Raw genomic sequence first — 16,566 nt, 5'->3', positions numbered from 1 at the left:
GGGCTGTTTTTTTGTGTAGTGTTATAATTAAATTTAGGAAGTGAATAAATGAAGGTAAACCAATTATCGAAGCGCTTACAAAAGGTTGCTGAATATGTTCCAAAGGATGCACGATTAGCAGATATTGGATCAGATCATGCGTATTTGCCTGTCGCTTTGACTTTACAGAATAAAATAAATTTTGCAATTGCTGGGGAAGTCGTGCCAGGCCCTTTTGAAGCAGCTAAAAAACAAGTTGCAGAAAATAATTTAGAAGAAAAAATCATTGTACGTTTAGCTGATGGATTAGCAGCCGTCAAAGAATCTGATAATATATCAGCAGTAACAATTTGCGGCATGGGTGGCGTATTGATTCGTGATATTTTGCAGTCTGGTAAAGATGTTTTATCAGGTGATGAACGACTTATTTTGCAACCCAATGTGGCTGAACGACAATTAAGAACTTGGTTAGTTGAAAACAAGTATGAAATAATTGATGAAGCAATTATCAGAGAAAACCATAAAACTTATGAAATCATCGTTGCTGAAAAAGGGAATGCTGTTAGCTATTCTGATAAAGATTTATTTTTCGGTCCTCTTTTAATAGAAGAAAAAAATCCAATTTTTATTCAAAAATGGAATCATAAATTAGAAAAAAGCAAAAGCATCTTAACTAATTTAAAACAGGGACAGGCAACAGATCAAAAAATTCACCGATTAGAAACAGAAATCGCTTGGATTCAGGAGGTGTTGGCAGATGAAAGCAATTGATTTTATCGAACGTTTTAATCAATATTGTCCAGAAAGTCTGGCTGAAGAAGGCGATCCAGTAGGTCTGCATATAGGTACGTTGAATAAAGAGGTTCAAAAAATTATGATGAGCCTTGATGTCCGTCCTGCAGTGGTAGCTGAAGCGATTGAAAAAAATATTGATTTATTAGTCGTTAAACATCCACCAATTTTTAGACCGATTAATCGATTAATAACTGATGATGTACAAGTAAATATGTATGCGGAATTAATTAAACATGATATCGCTGTTTATGCCGCACACACTAATATGGATATTATTCCGAATGGTTTAAATGATTGGTTTTGTGAATTACTAGAGGTAAAAAATACAACATATCTAGTTCATACCCATACAATAAAAATGAAAAAATTGGCCGTCTTTGTTCCTATTGCAGAAGCACCAAAAATGCGGGAAGCATTAGCTAAAGCAGGCGCAGGTAAAATCGGTGATTATGAAGCTGCTTCATACACTATGAATGGAGAGGGAAGGTTTACACCAGTTGGAGAAGCAAATCCGACAATTGGAAAAATCGATCAGGCTGAAATAGTTCAAGAAAGTAAAGTTGAAGTAATTTTTCCAGAAACAATCGAAAAACAAGTGATAGCTGCCATGTTGACGACTCATTCTTATGAGGAACCAGCTTATGATCTATATACTTTAGATAATTTTACTGAAAAATATGGCATCGGTCGTATCGGAGAGTTGGAAAAAGCCATGGAACCAGAAGAATTTATTCAAAAAGTTAAAGAGGTTTTCCATTTAACAGGATTACGCGTCATCTATCCAAGAAAAGGCTGCAAAGCAATTAAAAAAGTAGCGATTTGCGGGGGAAGTGGTCAAAACTTTTTCCTTGATGCAGTAAAACATGCTGCCGATGTTTATATTACTGGTGATGTAACTTATCATATTGGTCATGATATGCAAGAAACTGAAATGTTAGTGATTGATCCTGGTCATTACATTGAAGAACTTTGTAAAGTAAAAATGGTGGAACAATTTAATCAATGGAAAAATGAAGAAGCTTGGCAAGTCGATTTTTACGTTTCAGAGACTTCTACCAATCCTTTTTCGTTTAAATAAATAGTCATATTATAAAGGAGAGAGTTATATGTACGAAAATTTATTACCACGGTTTTTACGTTATGTAAAAACAGAAACTCGTTCAGATGCAACTAGCACAACAACACCGTCTACTCAAACACAAGTGGCTTTTGCCAAAGAGTTGATGAAGGAACTTGAAGAAATTGGTATGAAAGATATTTCTTACAATGACAAAAATGGTTATGTCATTGCAACTCTACCTAGCAATGTAGACAAAGAAGTTAGAAAAATTGGATTTATCGCACACATGGATACTGCTGACTTCAATGCTGAAAATGTTAATCCGCAAATCATTGAAAATTATGATGGTGAATCAACTATTAAACTAGATAAAGAAGGAAAATATACATTAAATACAAAGGACTTTCCAAGTTTGAAAAAATATAAAGGTGAAACATTGATCACAACAGATGGTTCAACTTTATTAGGGGCTGATGATAAATCAGGAATTGCTGAAATTATGACAGCAATGGAATATTTGATTAAAAATCCTGAAATCAAACACGGAGAAATTCGCGTTGGTTTTGGTCCAGACGAGGAAATCGGAATTGGCGCTGATAAATTTGACGTGAAAGAATTTAATACTGATTTTGCTTACACAATGGACGGTGGTCCTTTGGGAGAATTAGAATTTGAAACTTTCAGTGCAGCTCAAGCTGAAATTACTTTACTTGGTAAAAATGTTCATCCAGGTACTGCAAAAAATACAATGATCAATGCATTACAATTAGGAATTGATTTCCATAATCTATTGCCTGAAAACGAACGTCCTGAAAATACAGAAGGTCGCGAAGGTTTCTATCATTTATTAGCTTTTGATGGAAATGTTGAAGAAGCCAAAATGACTTACATTATTCGTGATCATGACCGTAAGATTTTTGAAGAACGTAAACAAAAAGTTTTAGATATTCAAGCAAAATTAAATGAACAATTTGATCAAGAACGTGTTGTTATTGATATGTTTGACCAATATTACAATATGGGTGAAATTATTGAAAAAGACATGAGTATTATTGATTTAGCTGAAGGTGCCATGAAAGAAGTCGGGATCGAACCAATTATCGAACCTGTTCGTGGTGGTACTGATGGTTCTAAGATTTCATTCATGGGTATTCCTACACCAAATATTTTTGGTGGTGCAGAAAATATGCATGGTCGCTTCGAATATGTATCATTACAAACAATGGAAAAAGCTGTGGATGTAATTGCTAAAATTGCAGAAAACAATGCAAAATAAAATGTTTGATTAACGCGGAGTATAGTACTCCGCGTTTTTTTATTTAAGAGAAAGCTTTCATGATTTTTTGAAATTTTCAGTTTTTGTGTTAGGCTTGAGATAATTCAGATTTAAGAGGGAAATAAAAATGCAAAAAACCGGAAAAAGTAAATTGATATTAAATGTTAGTTTGTTTGCAGCAATTATAGGCGTGATTATTTTTGTCGTGCGAGATTCATTAAGTGATATATTTTTAGAATTGGCTGACACTTCTTTGCCAGTATTAGCGGGAGTAACGTTACTAGGATTTTTAAGTTTATTAGTTGAAGGCTTTACAGTAAAAAATATTGTAGCGGAATATAATCCAGAATTTACCTTGTGTGATGGCTTTTTCTCTTCTGCCTATATGAGTTTTTATCGTGTGATTACATTTGGTACTGGAACGATTGTTTCTGAAGTTCTTTTTTACCATAAAAAGGATTTGAAATTTTCTCAAGGAACCGGTGTGGTTGCTTTGAGAATGGTTGTTTATAAAGTTGCGTTATCTGCTGTAGCTGTAGTTTTTCTATTTTTAAAGGGAAACGAATTAAGTCAACAAATCAATCATGGGATTATTTATGTGGTGATTGGATTAGTCGTTACTTTAGCGATTGTAGGCGTCTTGTTATTATTTAGCTTGAGTATTAATGCCCAAGTATTATTTGTCATCATTACCAATCGCTTATTTAAACGACAAAAACTGCGGGATCTGATTGATAAAGTTAATATGCAATTTTATTCTTTACGAGATACGATTCAAACTTTTTTTAATCATAAGGAAACGGTCATAAAGGTTTTTCTCTCAACTTTGGTGAAATTAGGTGTTTGGTATACTATCCCATATTTTATTTTATCTAGTGAAAGTAAAGATCTAAACTTGTTATTAATAGTTGCACTAATCAGTTTTACCGTTATTCTCGGGGGGATTTTACCTGCTCCTGGTGGAATCGGTGGATTTGAGTTTGTCTATGTTTTATTATTTAGTTCAGTAGTTGGACGAGTCGAAGCGGTATCTTCTTTATTATTATATCGTTACGCTACTTATTTGATGCCTTTCCTAATTGGTATGGTATACGTGTTGATAAATAAACAAAGAGAAATTAATTTAGAACTTAAAGAGAATAAAATGAAAAAAAGAGTTGATGATTAAATGGGCATTGACAATATAATAAGATATAACTAAAAAAATACCTCAAATTTAGTAAAATAAATTTGGAGGTATTTTTGTTATGGCAAAACATAATTATTATTCCGAGAATTAAAAATTCAAATTGTGAAACGTCTATTAGTTGGTGAATCAGTTACCTCACTAGAAAAGGAATTTAACATTCCTAGTAACAGAACAATCTATATCTGGAAAAAATGGTATGCTGCGCATGATTTGACTAGACTTAAATCATCTTCTGGTCGACTTTGGAAAGCAGAAAAAATACTAGAAAAAGAATAAAAAGATAAAAACAAAGAGCTGGAACTCCTGAAAATTTTTTTCTCAGAAAAGGTGGTGACATTAGAAAGTATTATTCATTAATAAACACATCGATAAATTATCAACAACTCGACTGACAAAGTTATTCGGCATTTCAAGAAGTAGCTATTATCATAACAGAAATCAAGATTTTTTGTGCTCACTTCAATTGAAGAACGCATTCAACTAACAGATTGAGCTGCTTTTTCATTTTGTTTCAAAAAATAGTTGCACTTCCTAAATTGTCGATGCTTTTTTTAAAATAACTTAAATATTTAGTTTTTATTTGACCTTAACTGACCAATGGAGCTATAATTAGTTTGTACTAAAAAAGGAGGATAAATAATGAATATTGAAAAAATGACAACAACCCTTCAATCTGCTATTGCAGAAGCGCAACAAGTTGCGATGACTCGTAAACATCAAGAAATTGATATTGTGCATTTATGGAAAATTTTCTTACAGCCAAATCATTTTGGTCGTAATTTTTATACAGATGCTGGCATAAATGTCGACCAATTTGAAAATGAAATTGACCAAGCTTTAGATGAATATCCAAGTGTTAGTGGCAATGTCCAATATGGTCAAGGTTTTAGCCAAAATTTATTTCACTTATTTTCTGAAGCTGATCAATTGCGTAATCAATTCCAAGATGAATTTTTATCAACAGAGGTCGTAATTTTAGCTTTGATGAAATTACCAAACTATCGATTAACCAAATATTTAAACTCACAAGGTTTAAACGAAAAAGAAGTTCGGAAAAACATTGAGGATATCCGTCAAGGAGAAAGAGTTACAAGTCAGAACCAAGAAGAAACTTATAAAGCACTAGAAAAATATGGTGTTGACTTGGTACAACAGGTTAAAAGTGGAAAACAAGATCCCGTGATTGGTCGAGATGAGGAAATTCGTGATGTGATTCGAATTTTAAGTCGAAAAACTAAAAACAATCCGGTTTTAATTGGTGAACCCGGCGTTGGTAAGACAGCAATCGTTGAAGGCTTAGCGCAAAGAATCGTTCGAAAAGATGTACCAGAAAACTTGAAAGATAAAACAATTTTTTCACTGGACATGGGTGCTTTAATTGCTGGTGCGAAATTTAGGGGAGAATTTGAAGAAAGATTAAAAGGCGTCTTAAAAGAAGTCAAAAAATCTGATGGTCGAATTATTCTATTCATAGATGAAATTCATAATATTGTTGGTGCTGGAAAAACTGAGGGAAGCATGGATGCCGGTAATTTGCTAAAACCAATGTTGGCTCGTGGTGAATTACATTTGATTGGTGCTACGACTTTAGATGAATACCGTCAATATATGGAAAAAGATAAAGCCTTAGAACGTCGTTTCCAAAAGGTATTAGTAAAAGAACCAACTTTGGAAGATACGATTAGCATTTTGCGAGGATTAAAAGAACGGTTTGAAATCCATCATAGCGTGAACATTCATGACAATGCATTGGTTGCAGCTGCGACATTATCAGATCGCTATATTACAGACCGCTTTTTACCAGATAAAGCGATTGATTTGGTTGATGAAGCTTCCGCTAGTATTCGAATGGAAATGAATTCAATGCCGACAGAACTGGATCAAATTTCTCGTCGTTTGATGCAATTAGAAATTGAAGAAGCCGCTTTGAAAAAAGAATCGGATGATGCAAGTAAAAAACGTTTAAACAATTTGCAAGAAGAGCTGGCTGATTTACGAGAAGATGCTAATAATATGAAACTACAATGGGAGACCGAAAAAGAGGAAGTTAATGCTGTTTCTTCAAAACGTAGTGAAATTGATCAGGCTCGACACGAATTAGAAGATGCTGAAAATAATTACGATTTAGAACGAGCAGCCGTTTTACGCCACGGTACAATTCCAAAACTTGAAAAAGAGTTGGCTGAATTAGAAGAAAAAAATAAGGCTAATGATTTGAAAATGGTTCAAGAAGTAGTAACTGAAAATGAAATTGCAGAAGTTGTCGGACGGTTAACTGGCATTCCGGTAACGAAACTGGTGGAAGGTGAAAGAGAAAAACTTTTGCATTTAAACAGTACTTTACACACAAGAGTGATTGGTCAAGATGAAGCAGTTGATGCTGTTTCAGACGCGGTGTTGCGTTCACGTGCAGGATTACAAGATCCTAACCGTCCATTAGGCTCATTTTTATTCTTAGGACCAACTGGAGTTGGTAAAACGGAATTAGCTAAAGCCTTAGCAGAAAACTTATTTGATTCTGAAGACCATATGGTAAGAATAGATATGAGTGAATACATGGAAAAACATGCAGTCTCTCGTTTAGTAGGTGCACCTCCAGGCTATGTCGGTTATGAAGAGGGCGGACAATTAACAGAATCTGTGCGACGAAATCCCTATACAATTATTTTGCTGGACGAAATTGAAAAAGCCCATCCTGATGTTTTTAATTTATTGTTGCAAGTGTTAGATGACGGTCGCTTAACTGATTCAAAAGGTCGAGTGGTCGATTTCAAAAATACGGTGCTAATTATGACCAGCAACATCGGTTCACAAATTTTATTAGATGGTGTTAGTTCTGAGGGCGACATACCTGAAAATATAAAAGAACAAGTGCTAAACTTATTGCGGGGTCATTTCAAGCCAGAATTTTTAAATCGAATTGATGATACAATTTTGTTCACACCACTTAGTCTTGAAAATGTTAAAGTCATTGTAGAAAAATTAATTCAACAACTTGCTGACCGCCTTGAAGGACAAGAAATTACGCTTGACATTAGTAATGAAGCAAAAATTTGGATTGCTGAAAGTGCTTATGAGCCACAATTTGGTGCGCGACCATTGAAGCGATTTATTACACGAGAAGTGGAGACTCCACTAGCAAAAGAGATAATAGCAGGACATGTAATGCCAAAAACAACTGTAACTATTCAGTTAATAAATGAAAAATTACAGTTCGAGGTTGTAAAATCTGAGTCAACGATTTAGAAAATCGTAATGGAGCCGTAACGATTAAAATAATTGTTATGGTTCTTTTTTGTTATAAAATAATCATATTTAAAGATAAATTATTTAAATTGTATAAAAAACTCATTGTTTTATTATGATTTTATGGTTGAAAAGAGAGAGGTCCTTTGTTAGGATGAGCTTGTAAGCGATAACAATTAAATATTTGATATGCGGGAGAACGTAGCTGGACTACTACCGAAGGAATAAGGAATATCTAAGCAAAGGATATTTTGAAGATCTCAGGTAAAAATACCGTTTATCATTGACAAAATCTGGAAAGCATAGTCACCGAAGGAGCAATTTTTAATCAAAAGAAACTCTCAGGTCAAACAACAGAGGACACTGCAAATTTGTTTAGTGTGCTCTTTTTTTTAGTATTTTTGTTCAACAAATCACAAATCAAACAATTCTACAAAATGGTAATTATCTTATTTTTCTAAAATATTTTATTTGAATTTGTGAAAATATATATAAGGAGTCAGAGAAATGATTATCGTTTCAAATAATCCAAAAGTGAATGAGAATTTTGAGAATGTTAAGTTTATTGCTGGAAGCTACGAAGATGTTTTAATTGAAGTGAAACGTCTAATAATCGATGATCATTTAAGATTACTGACACATCCTTTGAGTAGTAGCTTAAAACCGAATGAAACTTATTACCGTACTATTTTTCTAAATGAAACCCACTTTCCTGAGATTGATCTGGAAAGTTTGGAATATATGGAAGAAGCAATTGAAGTATACAACAAATTTATCAAATCAAAGCAACGTCCAACTTGGGTTGCCAGTGTATTGGCGGATTTTGCGACTGTTGATTATTTCATTGCCCAAAGTACTTTCGAACGCATCGGGTACAACTTCCAGAAATAAAAGGGGGGACAATTTAGTTTTTTCCAAAATAAGAATTGAGGTGAACAAATGAAACTTGAAGTAGGAAACATTCAAATTCGTGAAATAGTCTTGGGTACCGAAGAAAAAATCGTTGATGGTGTCTTAACTATTAATCCGGAAAAAATTCGTGAACTGGTATTGTCAGATGATCGTCTAAATGATTGTCAAATTGAACTTGCCAAACCAGGTGACAGTATTCGAATTACACCTGTCAAAGACGTAATTGAACCAAGAACAAAAGTTGATTTTGCTGGAGGCGTTTTTCCTGGTGTGATTAACAAAGTAAACATTGTTGGTTCCGGTCGTACGCATGTATTAAAAGGCTGCGGCGTGATGACTGTCGGGAAAATTATTGGGTTCCAAGAAGGAATTGTTGATATGCAGGGTCCCGGTGCTGAATTAACACCATTTTCAAAAATAATTGAAATTTGCCTTGTATTATCACCTAAAGAAGATTTACCAACACATCAGTATGAAGAAGCAGCACGTTATGCTGGTTTAAAAGTTGGTGAGTATATTGGTCATTTTGGTGAAGCTGTTGAACCTGATGAAATTTTAACCTATGAAACACTACCATTATTGGAGCAAATTCAGCAATATCCTGATTTACCAAAAGTTGGTTACGTTTATATGTTGCAAACACAAGGTTTATTGCATGATACGTATGTTTATGGTGCAGATGCAAAACATATTGTACCGACAATTATGTATCCGACGGAAATTATGGATGGTGCAATTATCAGTGGTAACTGTGTTTCTGCTTGTGATAAGAATACAACTTATCATCATTTAAATAATCCTGTCATTCATGATTTATATGATAAACACGGAAAAGAAATCAATTTTGTTGGTGTAATCATCACAAATGAAACGGTTTACTTACAAGATAAGGTTCGTTCTAGTGACTTTGTGGCAAAACTTACTGAGTATCTTGGTCTTGATGGTGTAATTATTTCACAAGAAGGATTTGGTAACCCAGATACCGATTTAATCATGAACTGTAAAAAAGTCGAAGAGAAAAATATTAAGACAGTTATAGTAACTGATGAATATGCAGGCCGCGACGGCGCTAGCCAAAGCTTAGCCGATGCGGATAAATTAGCAACAGCTGTCGTAACTGGCGGAAATGCCAATGAAACAATTATTTTACCGAAAATGGAAAACGTAATTGGACAACTTGACTATACTGATGTAATCGCTGGCGGATTTGATGGTAGTCTGAGAGAAGACGGGACCATCGAAGTCGAAATTCAAGCAATTACTGGAGCAACAAATGAACTTGGTTTCAATAAAATGTCTGCTAAAGGCGTTTAATAAATAGAAAAAATAAGGAGGAAACAATCATGACTTTAGATTTAAAAGATAAAAAAGTCTTAGTGATTGGTGACCGTGATGGTATTCCAGGTCAAGCAATTGAAGCTTGTATCGCGGATACTGGAGCAGAAGTAATTTTTTCTTCTACCGAATGCTTCGTCTGAACGGCCGCTGGTGCAATGGACTTAGAAAATCAACGTAGAGTGAAAGAAGCGGCTGAAAATTACGGCCCTGAAAACACAGTAGTAATCCTAGGTGCAGCAGAAGGAGAAGCAGCAGGTCTTGCTGCCGAAACTGTAACTAATGGAGATCCTACTTACGCTGGTCCATTGACTAACCAACAGCTAGGTCTAGCTGTTTACCACGCTGTAGAACCTGAATTCAAAGCACTTGCAGATGATGCTGTCTATGAAGATCAAATTGGTATGATGGAAATGATTCTCGATGTTGACGATATTGTAGATGAAGTCTCCACCATAAGAGATGAATTCTCCAAATACTAATTTTTTAGCAAATCATTTGAACAAGGAGGCGTATTATGACTGAAAAATTCAGACTGGTCCATTATATTAATCAGTTTTATGCTGGGATTGGCGGCGAAGAAAAAGCCGATATCACTCCCTTTAGTAAAGCTGAAGTAATTGGTCCAGGCCTAGCTTTTCAACAATCGCTAGGTGATAACGTTGAAATCGTAGGAACGGTGGTTTGCGGAGACAGTTATTTCAATGAAAACTTGGACTCTGCAAAATCGGAAGTGCTTAATTTAATTAAGGAATTCAAACCAGACATAGTCGTTGCGGGCCCTGCATTTAATGCGGGACGTTATGGGATGGCTTGTGGTGCTGTAAGTAAGGCAGTAATGGAAGAATTAAATATTCCTGCGGTTACTGGGATGTATGAAGAAAATCCCGGGTTAGATTTATACCGCAAGGATTCTTACATTGTGCCAACAAAAAATAGTGCTGCCGGAATGCGTAAAGTCGTTCCAGTAATGGCAAAACTAATTACTAAATTATTAAATAAAGAAGCAGTTGATCCCGAAACTGATAATTACTATGTAAGACATCGAAAAAATGTTCAATTGAAAGAACGCGGGTCAGCAAGAGCGGTTGATATGCTGGTGAAAAAAATAAAGGGTGAAGATTTCGTAACTGAATATCCAATGCCTGAATTTGATAATGTCGCACCAGCCGAAGCAATCAAAGATTTATCTAAAACACGAATTGGTTTAGTGACTTCTGGTGGGATTGTTCCAAAAGGAAATCCTGACCATATTGAATCTAGCTCAGCTTCAAAATTTGGTACCTATGATATTTCTGGTGTGGATCGTTTGACTTCAGAAAACTATGAGACAGCACATGGTGGCTATGATCCAATTTATGCGAATGAAGATCCTAATCGAGTGTTACCACTTGATGTTGTTCGCCAAGCGGAAAAAGACGGAAAAATCGGTAGTCTTCATCCTTATTTCTATACAACTGTGGGAAATGGAACTGCCGTTGCTAATGCTAAAAAATATGCAGCAGAAATTGCTAAAAAATTATTAGCAGATGGTGTCGAAGCAGTTATCTTAACTTCCACCTGAGGAACCTGTACTCGTTGCGGTGCAACGATGGTTAAAGAAATTGAAAAAACTGGTATCCCTGTAGTTCACATGTGTACAGTCGTACCAATCTCATTAACAGTAGGAGCAAACCGAATTGTTCCAACTGTTGCGATTCCTCATCCGCTAGGAAACCCAAGCTTGGCACCAGAGGAAGAGTATAAATTAAGAAAACAATTAGTTGATAAAGCTTTCAATGCTTTAACAACACCTGTAGATGCACAAACTGTTTTTGAATAATTTGAAGCGATAGAATGCGCTTATGAAGTGGCTAGCGCAATCTTTGTGCTAGCCACTTTTAAATGAGAAAGGAAGACTGTAAATGTATGATGTGATTATTATTGGTGGTGGCCCAGCAGGTTTAACAGCAGCAATCTATAATGCTAGAGCACGACTAAAAGTTTTAATCTTAGAACAAACAAAATTAGGCGGACAAATTGTGTCTACTCATGAAATAGCCAATTTCCCTGGTTCAATTAAACAAAATGATGGAGAAACCAGTGGACCAGAGTTAATTCAAAGAATGACTGAACAAGCTAAAGAATTTGGTGCAGAGATTGAAATCGGTAAAAAAGTAGTTGATCTGGATCTTTCTGATACAGTAAAAAAAATTACCTGTCAAGATGGAACGATCCTTGAAGCATATGCAGTTATTTGTGCAAATGGAGCGCACCCAAGAGGAATTGGTTGTCCAGGTGAACGAGAACTAAGTGGTAAAGGTGTCTCTTATTGTGCTACATGTGATGGCGCTTTCTTTGAAGATCTCGAAGTTTTTGTTATTGGTGGTGGAAACTCTGCCGTTGAAGAAGCTATGTTTATTACAACTTTTGCGCGTAAAGTTACATTAATTCAAAACTTAGCATTTTTAACAGCAGATGCAATAGCAATCGAGCAGGCTAAATCAAATGATAAGATTTCTTATATTTTTAATTCAGTCGTTGATAGTATTGAAGGAGATGGCATTGTTGAAGCCATGACGATTAAAAATACTGAAACTGGTGAATTAACTCGTTTCGAAGCAGATGAAGAAGATGGAACATTTGGTATATTTATCTTTATTGGTAATGTACCAAACTCAGATATTTATCAAGGCGTATTGAACTTGAATGAATATGGCTATGTTGTCACTGATGACGCAATGAAGACAGATGTACCAGGCGTATTTGCCTGTGGTGATGTCAGACCTAAAGTATTAAGACAAGTAATTACTGCAGCTGGAGATGGAGCAACCGCAGCATTCTCCGCACAAAAATATATCGAAAAAATCAAAAGCATGGAGGTTGTTTAAAATGATTGAATTAACTGTTGATAATTTTGAGAATGAAGTAACAAATAAAGATTTGGTTTTAGTCGACTGGTGGGGCGAAAGCTGTGAAAACTGCTTAGCTATGATGCCAGCGATTGAAGATTTAGCAAATGAATACGGTGAAAAAATTCCTTTTACTAAGTTTAATACATCGCAAAAGAAAGTCCGTCGATTCTGCATTCAACATAAAGTTTTAGGTTTACCAGTTGTTTCCATCTATAAAAACGGTGAAAAAGTTGATGAAGTAGCTAAAGATGATGTTACCCGTGAAAATGTGGAGGCTATGATTCAAAAATATATTTAGGCGGAAGGAAGTTAATCGATGAAATACTCAACTTTACAAGGCGCAAGTTACGTCTTAGTACACACGCCTGACATGATCGAACATAACGGTACCACAGTAATGACTGAAAAAATTACTACACCTGACAGTGATTATTTAAAATCATTGTATGACAATATAAGAACCTATGATCAAATAGTAGATTATGCACCCAATCAAACTTTTATTGGAAACATGGATTATGACCAACTAAAAGAAATTCCTCAACCCTGGGTGAATCAAGAAAATCCACCAAAAGGAAAACGGTTTGGTGAATTTGGTGAAATTATGCCTGAGCTTGATTTTTATGGTTTGTTACAAATTGCTGACGTATTTGAACTTGTTCATTTAGAAGAAAACTTTGCTGAAGAAGTCCGAACAGCTTTGAGCAATCATCCATTATTTAAAGATGACGTTGAAAAAATTAAACATGAAAAACCTTTGGCTTGGTTGGAAGAAGAAATTGCTGAAAATGCTGCGGAAGGTTTGTATTATAATCGCCAATTAGTTGGTTGTGTATCAAGAGCCCATCAAATTGATGTAAATTTGAATGCTCATGTTATGTTGGAAAATTTAGTTGTTAAAGCCAGCGGAATTCTAGCGTTACGACATTTATTTGCTGACCAAAAAATTGATCCAGCAAAAATTGACTATGTGATTGAATGCAGTGAAGAAGCCTGTGGTGATATGAATCAACGCGGCGGAGGTAACTTTGCCAAATCAATTGCTGAATTGTGTGGCTGTGTGAATGCAACAGGTAGTGATATCAGAAGTTTCTGTGCAGGACCAACTCACGCTCTAATCAATGCTGCTTCATTAGTTGCGGCTGGAACGCATAAAAATGTAGTTGTTGTAGCCGGTGGTGCCTCAGCAAAACTTGGAATGAATGGAAAATCTCACGTGGGTAAAGGATTTCCTATATTGGAAGATGTTTTAGGTGGATTCGCGGCGGTAATTTCTGAAAATGATGGTAAACATCCAGTAATTCGTCATGATTTAACAGGGATGCACAAAGTCTCTAGTGGTTCTAGTCCACAAGCAGTAACAACGGCTTTGATTGGTGATGCTTTAACAAAAGCCAATTTATCAATTGAAGATGTAGACGTTTATTCCGTTGAAATGCAAAATCCAGATATTACTAAACCAGCCGGAGCAGGAGATGTACCACTATCAAATCTAAAAATGATTGGTGCAATCGGTGTGTTGCGGGGAGATATTGCTAAACCTGATTTAATGAAATTTGTAAACGAGAAAGCTTTAGTAGGTTGGGCACCAACACAGGGACATATTCCAAGTGGCGTACCATATTTAGGTTTTGCTACTAAGGATTTAACTTCTGGTGATAAAAATCGTGCGATGATTGTCGGTAAAGGATCGCTTTTCTTAGGAAGAATGACTAATTTATTTGATGGTGTATCCATTATGATCGAACGAAATGATGGTAAAGTCGACGAACCTAGAGGCGATGTAGAAGCATTAGTGAAACAAGAAGTTGCAAAAGCGTTGAAAAAATTTGCCGCCAGTTTGTCGGAAGATTAGGGGTGATTTCATGTCTAATCAAATAAATCAAGCAGTTTCAAAAGTTTTTAATCAACTTGCGGATGCGTTAGAAACAGGTCATATTGAACCAAGAATAAAAATTGGTTTAACGATTGACGGTAGCGAATTAGGTCTTGATGTCATGCGTCAGGCAGCTGAGACAATCAAACAGAATAATTTGTTTGATGTTGTATTAATCGGTAGTGATGTAGAATGGGCCAGAGATTTTGAGCATGTATCTACCACCGATTGTCAAAAAGATGCTTACGAAATGATGGAAGAATTATTGCATGATGGAAAAATTGATGGTTGTGTAACTTTACATTATAATTTTCCAATCGGAGTAGCAACTGTTGGTCGAGTAATTACGCCAGCTTTTGGTCGTGAAATGATTATCGCTACTACCACAGGAACGGCAAGTACGCAAAGAAATGAAGCAATGTTGCTAAATGCCATCAATGGTGTAGCAGTTGCAAAAACATTAGGACATAAAGATCCAACCGTGGGTATTTTGAATGTCGATGGTGCAAAGACAGTTGAACGGGCTTTGGTTTCATTAAAAGAAAACGGTTATGAACTAAACTTCGGCGAAAGTGCTAGAGCGGATGGCGGTATCGTTTTGCGAGGGAACGATTTATTAACGGGAACTTGTGATGTTGTTGTTTGTGATAGTTTGACAGGTAATGTTTTAATGAAACTATTTTCTGCTTATAATAGCGGCGGCCAATATGAAGTAGCTGGTTTTGGTTATGGTCCTGGTGTAGGATTAAATTATCGCGACAACATCTGTATCATCTCACGGGCAAGTGGCGCGCCAGTAATTGCAAATGCATTAACCTATGCTTATGAATTAGCAAAAGGAAAAATTGCTGATGTAAGTAAGGAAGAATATGACAAGGCTTTAAGTGCTCAATTAAATGCAATTCGTGAAAGTTTACAAGTTAAGACTGAAACAAGTGAGAAAGTTATTGCCCCCGAAAAAGAAATTGTAACAGCGGAAATTGGCGGCATCGACGTGATGGAATTAGAAGAAGCTGTCCAAGCTTTATGGAAAAGAAATATTTACGCTGAAAGTGGCATGGGTTGTACTGGTCCGGTTTTACTTGTAAATGAAAAAAATGAAGCAGTTGCAGGAGAGCTATTAAAAACAGAAAAATATTTATAAGACATAAAAAGTTCGAGAGTTTTTTCTTGGACTTTTTTTGTGATTAACTGGTTATTTTGATTAAAAATTCAATTGACGACAAAAATCACTTTAGATATTTCTGATTTTTTGTTTTAATAGAGATAGCACATGAAAAGAAGGGAAGATTTTATGCAGGAATTAGAAGAACGAATTGCAGCAAGAGGCCGTGTTTTAGGTGAGAATGTCTTAAAAGTTGACGAATTTGTGACGCACCAAGTCGATCCTGTTTTAATGAATTTAATGGGAGATCGATTGGCAGAAGTATTTGCTGATAAAAAAATTACTAAAGTTGTTACTTTAGAAACTTCTGGTATTGCTCCAGCAATTTTTGCTGCTCAAACTTTGGGCGTACCAATGATTTTCGCTCGTAAATCAAAAAGCTTAACTATGAACGAAGAATTGTTGACGTCATCAGTTTATTCATTTACGAAACAAGTGACTAGTACTATTTCTATCTCACGTAAGTTTTTATCTGCTGAGGATAATGTCCTTATTGTGGATGACTTCTTGGCGAATGGACAAGCAGCCAAAGGATTAATTGAATTGTGTCGTCAGGCAGGAGCACATGTCGAAGGTGTTGGTATCATTATCGAAAAATCTTTCCAAGATGGTCGAAAGCTTTTGGAAGATATGGATATTCCGGTAGTTTCTCTAGCTCGGATTGCTTCATTGAAAAATGGTGAGATCGAATTTGCTAAGGCTGATGCGTAAAATATAAGTTTATAAAAGGGTCATTCTTTGTAAAAAAAACAAAGGTGATCTTTTTTTCCGAACGTTTTACTAATTATTTGAAACATCATTCAGTTTCTTTTTGACTTGCTTAATCTCACTTGCTAAAA

The 16,566-nt window shown here is 35.4% G+C and carries 15 protein-coding genes and 1 riboswitch; all 15 genes read left to right on the top strand.

Features of this window, described 5'->3' with window-relative positions; genetic code table 11:
- Window positions 1-48 precede the first annotated feature (48 nt).
- The 15 genes from KUA55_RS06480 to KUA55_RS06400 all read left to right on the top strand — a co-directional run bounded on the left by KUA55_RS06480 (window position 49) and on the right by KUA55_RS06400 (window position 16,438).
- The gene (locus tag KUA55_RS06480) at window positions 49-750 is read left to right on the top strand and encodes a tRNA (adenine(22)-N(1))-methyltransferase (protein WP_218325365.1); all 702 of its coding nucleotides are present in this window, start codon (window positions 49-51) and stop codon (window positions 748-750) included.
- Window positions 737-1,852, top strand: a complete 1,116-nt coding sequence (locus tag KUA55_RS06475) for a Nif3-like dinuclear metal center hexameric protein (protein ID WP_218325364.1) — start codon at window positions 737-739, stop codon at window positions 1,850-1,852. Before KUA55_RS06480 ends, KUA55_RS06475 begins: the two co-directional genes overlap by 14 nt.
- A 28-nt stretch (window positions 1,853-1,880) precedes the next feature.
- Entirely contained in the window at window positions 1,881-3,110 is a 1,230-nt protein-coding gene (gene pepT, locus KUA55_RS06470; RefSeq protein ID WP_218325363.1) for a peptidase T, read from the top strand.
- A gap of 127 nt (window positions 3,111-3,237) precedes the next feature.
- Window positions 3,238-4,278 (top strand): lysylphosphatidylglycerol synthase transmembrane domain-containing protein, encoded by a 1,041-nt coding sequence (locus KUA55_RS06465; RefSeq protein WP_218325362.1) that lies wholly within the window; start codon window positions 3,238-3,240, stop codon window positions 4,276-4,278.
- A 123-nt stretch (window positions 4,279-4,401) separates the two neighbouring features.
- A complete protein-coding gene (locus KUA55_RS18705; RefSeq protein WP_218325361.1) occupies window positions 4,402-4,575 on the top strand; it encodes a hypothetical protein in 174 nt (57 codons plus the stop codon).
- A 363-nt stretch (window positions 4,576-4,938) separates the two neighbouring features.
- The gene (clpB, locus tag KUA55_RS06455) at window positions 4,939-7,545 is read left to right on the top strand and encodes an ATP-dependent chaperone ClpB (RefSeq protein WP_218325360.1); all 2,607 of its coding nucleotides are present in this window, start codon (window positions 4,939-4,941) and stop codon (window positions 7,543-7,545) included.
- 182 nt (window positions 7,546-7,727) lie between these two features.
- A riboswitch (glycine riboswitch) is annotated at window positions 7,728-7,831 on the top strand.
- 221 nt (window positions 7,832-8,052) lie between these two features.
- Window positions 8,053-8,436 (top strand): GrdX family protein, encoded by a 384-nt coding sequence (locus tag KUA55_RS06450; protein ID WP_218325359.1) that lies wholly within the window; start codon window positions 8,053-8,055, stop codon window positions 8,434-8,436.
- Window positions 8,437-8,484: 48 nt separating this feature from the next.
- A complete protein-coding gene (locus KUA55_RS06445; protein WP_218325358.1) occupies window positions 8,485-9,771 on the top strand; it encodes a glycine/sarcosine/betaine reductase component B subunit in 1,287 nt (428 codons plus the stop codon).
- Between the two features lie 29 nt (window positions 9,772-9,800).
- Window positions 9,801-10,274, top strand: coding sequence for a glycine/sarcosine/betaine reductase complex selenoprotein A (grdA, locus tag KUA55_RS06435; protein WP_246601408.1), 474 nt, complete (start codon window positions 9,801-9,803; stop codon window positions 10,272-10,274).
- Window positions 10,275-10,309: 35 nt separating this feature from the next.
- Entirely contained in the window at window positions 10,310-11,614 is a 1,305-nt protein-coding gene (grdB, locus tag KUA55_RS06430) for a glycine reductase complex selenoprotein B (protein ID WP_246601407.1), read from the top strand.
- 82 nt (window positions 11,615-11,696) lie between these two features.
- Window positions 11,697-12,662, top strand: coding sequence for an NAD(P)/FAD-dependent oxidoreductase (locus KUA55_RS06420; RefSeq protein WP_218325353.1), 966 nt, complete (start codon window positions 11,697-11,699; stop codon window positions 12,660-12,662).
- Window position 12,663: 1 nt separating this feature from the next.
- Window positions 12,664-12,984, top strand: coding sequence for a thioredoxin TrxA (trxA, locus tag KUA55_RS06415; protein WP_218325352.1), 321 nt, complete (start codon window positions 12,664-12,666; stop codon window positions 12,982-12,984).
- Between the two features lie 18 nt (window positions 12,985-13,002).
- Window positions 13,003-14,541: a glycine/sarcosine/betaine reductase complex component C subunit beta gene (gene grdC, locus KUA55_RS06410; protein ID WP_218325351.1), complete on the top strand. Its 1,539-nt coding sequence runs from the start codon at window positions 13,003-13,005 to the stop codon at window positions 14,539-14,541.
- Window positions 14,542-14,551: 10 nt separating this feature from the next.
- The gene (gene grdD, locus KUA55_RS06405) at window positions 14,552-15,706 is read left to right on the top strand and encodes a glycine/sarcosine/betaine reductase complex component C subunit alpha (RefSeq protein WP_218325350.1); all 1,155 of its coding nucleotides are present in this window, start codon (window positions 14,552-14,554) and stop codon (window positions 15,704-15,706) included.
- A gap of 150 nt (window positions 15,707-15,856) precedes the next feature.
- On the top strand, window positions 15,857-16,438 hold the full coding sequence (locus tag KUA55_RS06400) for a xanthine phosphoribosyltransferase (protein ID WP_218325456.1): 582 nt from the start codon (window positions 15,857-15,859) through the stop codon (window positions 16,436-16,438).
- Window positions 16,439-16,566 lie beyond the last annotated feature (128 nt).

It is taken from the genome of Enterococcus alishanensis, assembly GCF_019218635.1.
Lineage (GTDB): Bacteria > Bacillota > Bacilli > Lactobacillales > Enterococcaceae > Enterococcus_A > Enterococcus_A alishanensis.
This window is presented reverse-complemented; position numbering and strand designations above follow the sequence as displayed.

Bases quoted from the DNA above. Each gene is read 5' to 3' on its own strand.
- KUA55_RS06445 (WP_218325358.1), top strand. From the start codon at position 8,485: ATGAAACTTGAAGTAGGAAACATTCAAATTCGTGAAATAGTCTTGGGT.
- KUA55_RS06450 (WP_218325359.1), top strand. From the start codon at position 8,053: ATGATTATCGTTTCAAATAATCCAAAAGTGAATGAGAATTTTGAGAAT.
- clpB (WP_218325360.1), top strand. From the start codon at position 4,939: ATGAATATTGAAAAAATGACAACAACCCTTCAATCTGCTATTGCAGAA.
- grdC (WP_218325351.1), top strand. From the start codon at position 13,003: ATGAAATACTCAACTTTACAAGGCGCAAGTTACGTCTTAGTACACACG.
- trxA (WP_218325352.1), top strand. From the start codon at position 12,664: ATGATTGAATTAACTGTTGATAATTTTGAGAATGAAGTAACAAATAAA.
- KUA55_RS06400 (WP_218325456.1), top strand. From the start codon at position 15,857: ATGCAGGAATTAGAAGAACGAATTGCAGCAAGAGGCCGTGTTTTAGGT.
- pepT (WP_218325363.1), top strand. From the start codon at position 1,881: ATGTACGAAAATTTATTACCACGGTTTTTACGTTATGTAAAAACAGAA.
- KUA55_RS06465 (WP_218325362.1), top strand. From the start codon at position 3,238: ATGCAAAAAACCGGAAAAAGTAAATTGATATTAAATGTTAGTTTGTTT.
- KUA55_RS06420 (WP_218325353.1), top strand. From the start codon at position 11,697: ATGTATGATGTGATTATTATTGGTGGTGGCCCAGCAGGTTTAACAGCA.
- grdD (WP_218325350.1), top strand. From the start codon at position 14,552: ATGTCTAATCAAATAAATCAAGCAGTTTCAAAAGTTTTTAATCAACTT.
- KUA55_RS06475 (WP_218325364.1), top strand. From the start codon at position 737: ATGAAAGCAATTGATTTTATCGAACGTTTTAATCAATATTGTCCAGAA.
- KUA55_RS06480 (WP_218325365.1), top strand. From the start codon at position 49: ATGAAGGTAAACCAATTATCGAAGCGCTTACAAAAGGTTGCTGAATAT.